Origin of the sequence: Shewanella electrica (genome assembly GCF_022321485.1) — a bacterium.
Lineage (GTDB): Bacteria > Pseudomonadota > Gammaproteobacteria > Enterobacterales > Shewanellaceae > Shewanella > Shewanella electrica.
Window position 1 is genome coordinate 1 of the sequence record NZ_JAKOGG010000027.1, and the last position, 5,714, is coordinate 5,714.

Genomic DNA, 5,714 nt, shown 5'->3' on the forward strand with positions numbered 1-5,714 from the left:
TGACTGGACTTGAACCAGTGACATACGGATTAACAGTCCGCCGTTCTACCGACTGAACTACAGGGGAACAGATTGTACGCTTTAAAGTGGCTCCCCTGACTGGACTTGAACCAGTGACATACGGATTAACAGTCCGCCGTTCTACCGACTGAACTACAGGGGAACATATTCATAAACAATGACTTGAAATGGCTCCCCTGACTGGACTTGAACCAGTGACATACGGATTAACAGTCCGCCGTTCTACCGACTGAACTACAGGGGAATCGCAAGCGTCTCGCTTAAGAACGGAGCGCATAGTAAAACGCTCTTTGGAATGAGTCAACTCGCCTTTTCAAAAAAAGCCATGAATTGGTTGTTGATTGCTTATCTTGTGCGCATAACGAATAAAATCGGCCAATTAATGACGAATAATGCATAAAAAATAACAGCTAAGCATAACTTCGCTATCAATATTGGCGGCGAATATGTTGTGATTGAAATTGAAAATAGCCGCTGAATTGCCTAATTGAGATTAAAGCGTCCATGTTTGGCGAATAAAGCTAAATTTATCTTGCACCGAAGCGGGGCGTGTTTGATCGTCTTTATTGTCGATCCTCGACTAATTACTTAGAGGTAGGGTGAGCCTCCTCAAGAAATTTTTTACGGTGGTACGCGCAGCGGCAAATATGCCAAATTTGCAATCCCGCGTGGCTACAGGGTTAGAAGCACTTATCCACTATTTCTGTGGATAACCTTGTGAGTTACACGTAAAAATAGCGCGCAAACCCTTATGTAGACTGCGATAGTCTTAATTTGCACAAATTTGGATGGTAAAAGCAAAGCTAAATAATATCAATACGTTAAAAAAGTCAAGATGAGCTGTTTCGCATTCGTTGGTTCACCAACTATTTATGAAAGATCGCTAATTCTATGTTGTGCATTAAATTGGGGCAGTTTAATTGTTTTTGACGAAAATCAAGCCAAAATATTGATCGCGATCATTTGCAGCTGTTCTGAAATGCTAACAATCAGCGCTGCGAATTTAGGGTGAAGTTTAGTGTTGTGGTAGCAGTTATAGCAGCAGCTGATTACAATGCTCGCACGTTAAAAGGAGCTGTTACTGTGTCCGACACTGTTTTCAAACTTGAGTCCAATTATTCTCCAGCCGGCGATCAGCCTACCGCTATTCAACAATTGGTGGACGGCTTAGAAGCTGGCTTGGCCCATCAAACCTTATTAGGGGTAACGGGGTCTGGTAAAACCTTCACCATCGCCAATGTTATTGCCACACTTGGGCGACCAACCATTATTCTGGCGCCGAATAAAACCTTGGCGGCGCAGTTGTACGGCGAGATGAAAGAGTTTTTCCCGCATAACGCGGTGGAATATTTTGTTTCTTACTACGACTACTATCAGCCAGAAGCTTACGTGCCATCGACGAACACCTTTATTGAAAAGGATGCCTCGGTCAACGCGCACATTGAGCAGATGCGTTTATCCGCGACCAAAGCGCTGCTGGAACGACGTGATGTGGTGCTGGTGGCCTCAGTATCGGCCATTTACGGTTTGGGCGATCCCGATTCCTATATGAAGATGCTACTGCATCTTCGTCAAGGCGACATTGTCGGTCAGCGTGACATTCTTAAACGTTTGAGTGAGCTGCAATATACCCGTAATGACATTGAGCTGGCGCGCGGTACGTTTCGTGTTCGTGGCGAAGTGATTGATATCTTCCCCGCGGAATCTGATCGTGATGCGATTCGGGTGGAACTGTTTGATGACGAAATCGATCGTTTATCCTTGTTCGATCCACTCACCGGCCATATCACCAAGAAGATTGCACGGGCGACGGTCTATCCGAAAACCCACTATGTGACGCCGCGTGAGAAAATCCTCGCCGCTGCGGAACAGATAAAAGAAGAGTTGCGGGAGCGTCGCGAACAGTTGCTACAGCTTAATAAACTCGTGGAAGTGCAGCGGCTAACCGAGCGAGTGCAATACGACATCGAAATGATGAACGAGCTGGGGTATTGCTCCGGTATTGAAAACTACTCACGTTATCTGTCCGGCCGTGCACCAGGCGAGGGGCCACCAACGCTGCTGGATTATCTGCCAGATGATGGCCTGATGATCATCGATGAATCGCATGTGACCGTGCCGCAAGTGGGTGCCATGTATAAAGGTGACCGTTCGCGCAAAACCACACTGGTGGAATATGGTTTCCGCCTGCCATCAGCGCTGGATAACCGCCCGCTGAAGTTTGAAGAGTTTGAAAGCTTAATGCCGCAGACCATTTATGTGTCGGCCACACCGGGTGCTTATGAAATTGAACGCAGTGACGGCGAAATTGCCGAGCAGGTAGTGCGCCCCACTGGCTTGCTGGACCCAGAAATTGAAGTGCGGCCCGTCGCGATTCAAGTAGATGATTTGCTGTCTGAAGTGGCTAAGCGTACCGCAGTTAATGAGCGGGTGCTGGTGACGACGTTGACTAAACGTATGGCGGAAGATCTCACCGAATATCTTGATGAACACGGCGTGAAAGTGCGCTACTTGCACTCAGATGTCGATACCGTTGAGCGGGTTGAGATCATTCGCGATTTGCGTAAAGGCATTTTCGATGTGTTGGTCGGTATCAACTTGTTGCGTGAAGGGCTAGATATGCCCGAGGTATCGCTGGTATGTATCTTCGATGCCGACAAAGAGGGCTTTTTGCGTTCTGAGCGCTCACTGATCCAGACCATCGGCCGTGCGGCGCGTAACGTCAATGGCAAAGTGATTTTGTATGCGGATAAGATCACCCCGTCGATGGATAAAGCCATGGGCGAAACCGCTCGCCGCCGTGAGAAGCAGCATCAGTACAACCTCGAACACGGCATTGTGCCGCGTGGTTTGGTTAAACGTATCATCGATGTGATGGATATCGGCGATAGCAGTGAGCGGGAAATCCCGTCGAACGCCGATATTCGCGATAGCCGCCGTGTGGCTGAGCCGAAAACGCGTTATCACGGTAATGTGGCCGAACTCACCAAAGAACTGGCAGCGATGGAAGAACGCATGTATGAGCATGCGCGCAATCTCGAGTTCGAGGAAGCCGCTGCTTTACGTGATGAAATCGCGCGCTTGAACGAGCAGTTAAAACGTTTGGGTTAACTATCGCTTAGCACTGAACCAATAAAAACGCCGCAGAGAGATTCGCTGCGGCATTTTAGTGTGGTAGACGCTCGTCTAACATCCGTTGGACGTGAGCATCAGGCGCGGTTTAACCAGTGACGATAGCCACGAAAGAGGGCAAATAGTAGTACGCCACTGATCAGCCCAATTAAATGGGCTTCGGTCGCTACCCGAGCGCCAATTAGCGCCGTGACGTCATTACTCGCGCCTAAGGTTTGTTCGGAAATCACTTTGGCGGTAACGCCGATAAGTAATACCCAGCCAGAGCGCCAGCCTTTGCGGATATCGCATAAGGCACCAAACACAAATAGCCCGTGCAACGCACCACTCAAACCGACATATCCCAACAAACTTGGCACAAATAGATATAAGCCAATGCCTTGCATCACGCCGAGTAACAACATTAGTAGCACAAAACCGCTAGCGCGATAATGCATGCGATGGATGTAGGTCACCACCCACAATCCAGCGAGATTCATCAGCAGATGCCACCAATTGGTGTGCATTAGGTTGCCAGTGAGTATGCGCCAGAGTTCACCGCTGGCGATATCGGGACGTTGATATGCGAGGTTATCGGTCAAGCCTGCACTTTGTAGCACCAGACATAACAAAGAGAGCGCCAAGACGGCGCGCCACAATGCAGGAAACCGAGTCACCGACACAGTGTCGCTCATGCTTGGGTCAACTTTTGTTGCAGTTGTTGCTGCACCGCAGTTTGGTTATCCAGATAGTGAGTTAACCCTTCGTGGCGCAGTTTACAGGCAGGGCATTCACCACAACCATCACCTTGAATGCCGTTATAACAAGTCAATGTATGATGGCGGACTAAATCTAACTGACCGTAATGATCGGCAAGCGCCCATGTTTCTGCTTTATTGAGCCACATCAACGGCGTTATCAGTTTCAGCGGACGATCCATACCAAGGACGAGTGCTTTGTTGAGGGCAATAACGAAGTCATTGCGGCAATCGGGATAACCAGAAAAATCGGTTTCACACACACCAGTGATCACCGCTTCTGCACCAATTTGATAAGCGTAAATGCCAGCAAGCGTTAAAAATAGAATGTTACGGCCCGGCACAAAAGTATTTGGCAAACCGTTATCCATTAACTCATTCGACACAGGAATATTGTCGCGGGTGAGGGCGGAGATTGCCAACTCATTGAGCAAACCCACATCCAGTACTTTATGGCTCGCAATAGCTAACTTAGCGGCGACGCTTTGGGCGACGGCGATTTCTGCTTTATGGCGCTGACCATAATCAAAGGTGATGGCATGTACCTCGTCGTACTGCTCGAGTGCTTGCACCAAACAGGTGGTGGAGTCTTGGCCGCCGCTAAAGACTACAATGGCTTTACGTTTGGCGCTGGTGTTTAAAGGTGTGGAAGTCATCTTTACTGTCGTACTTACTAAAATTGGCGCTAGTTTAGCGCAAAAGCGCTCTAAACCATAGGCAGCCGCTTGATACACTCGCATTGCGTTTGTGGTGGAAATCTTCTATAAAGTGCGCCGCAACGAAAAGAGGTTAGTGCATGCAATATCCAGTTAATGAAATATTTCAAACCATTCAGGGAGAAGGACAGTGGACCGGCGTGCCCGCATTATTTGTCCGCTTACAAGGCTGCCCTGTGGGTTGTTCATGGTGTGATACCAAACAAACTTGGGATGTGCTGCCAACAAACAAAGTCGCCAATGATGTGATCTTTCAAACGGATGGCAGTATCGGCCGTTGGTCAGATCTGGATGCGGCGGCGATTATTGCGGGTTTCAAGACGCAACACTTTACCGCCAAACACGTGGTGATCACTGGCGGTGAACCTTGCATGTATGATTTACGACCATTAACCGACGCGCTACATAGCGCCGGTTACAGCACCCAAATTGAAACCAGTGGTACGTTTGCAGTGCAATGCGCGGCGGAAACTTGGGTGACGGTATCGCCGAAAGTTGCCATGCAGGGCAAATTGCCAGTATTGACCTCTGCCTTGGCGCGTGCCAACGAAATCAAACATCCGGTTGCTACTGCGTTGCACATTGAACAACTCGATGAATTATTGGCGCAGATTGATACCCAAGGTAAAACCATCTGCTTGCAGCCCATCAGCCAAAAGCCTCGTGCTACCGAATTAGCCATGCGTGTATGTATTGAGCGCAACTGGCGCTTGTCAGTGCAAACTCATAAGTATTTGCAGATTGATTGAAGTGGCTGCACGACGCTAAACACCGCACTATAAATGGAACGGCATTGACCTAGCGTGAATGCCGTTTTTTATTGCCAAGTGCTTATCGTTCACACATTATCACGCAACATTTATTGCGAGCTAAACGTTCTAGCACAGGGCAACAGTATAAATAGTGGCGAGGGTGAGTGAGTTGCGATATTGGAGCGATTGCATAGCAGTTAATAGCCGATTACTTAGAAAGTAAAAACGATATAAAAGCAGCGATAAAGGAATTAACAGCAGAGAGATATAACAAAGGAATAAAAAATGGTGGAGGGAGAAGGATTCGAACCTTCGAAGGCGGAGCCGTCAGATTTACAGTCTGATCCCTTTGGCCA

4 protein-coding genes and 2 tRNA genes are annotated in these 5,714 nt (G+C 48.3%); 2 read left to right on the forward strand and 4 right to left on the reverse strand.

All coding sequences use genetic code 11. The annotated features are described in order from the left end of the window. Positions 1–87: 87 nt before the first annotated feature. Together L9G74_RS19690 and L9G74_RS19695 are read right to left on the reverse strand one after the other, a co-directional pair. Positions 88–163: transfer RNA gene (locus L9G74_RS19690), tRNA-Asn, on the reverse strand. A 26-nt stretch (positions 164–189) separates the two neighbouring features. Then, positions 190–265 (reverse strand) — tRNA-Asn (locus L9G74_RS19695). A gap of 839 nt (positions 266–1,104) precedes the next feature. Here L9G74_RS19695 and uvrB point away from each other — a divergent pair. Then, on the forward strand, positions 1,105–3,132 hold the full coding sequence (uvrB, locus tag L9G74_RS19700; protein WP_238898487.1) for an excinuclease ABC subunit UvrB: 2,028 nt from the start codon (positions 1,105–1,107) through the stop codon (positions 3,130–3,132). A 98-nt stretch (positions 3,133–3,230) separates the two neighbouring features. On the opposite strand, the gene rrtA is transcribed toward uvrB, so the two are convergent. Both rrtA and queC read right to left on the reverse strand, forming a co-directional pair. Beyond that, complete coding sequence (gene rrtA, locus L9G74_RS19705; RefSeq protein WP_238898488.1) at positions 3,231–3,827, reverse strand: rhombosortase; 597 nt, start codon at positions 3,825–3,827, stop codon at positions 3,231–3,233. Then, positions 3,824–4,546, reverse strand: coding sequence for a 7-cyano-7-deazaguanine synthase QueC (gene queC, locus L9G74_RS19710; RefSeq protein ID WP_238898489.1), 723 nt, complete (start codon positions 4,544–4,546; stop codon positions 3,824–3,826). The genes rrtA and queC overlap by 4 nt, the downstream gene beginning before the upstream one ends. Positions 4,547–4,686: 140 nt before the next feature. On the opposite strand from queC, the gene queE reads away from it, so the two are divergent. Further along, positions 4,687–5,355 carry a 7-carboxy-7-deazaguanine synthase QueE gene (queE, locus tag L9G74_RS19715; RefSeq protein ID WP_238898490.1) on the forward strand — a complete coding sequence of 223 codons (669 nt, stop codon included), beginning with the start codon at positions 4,687–4,689 and terminating at the stop codon, positions 5,353–5,355. Positions 5,356–5,714: the final 359 nt, after the last annotated feature.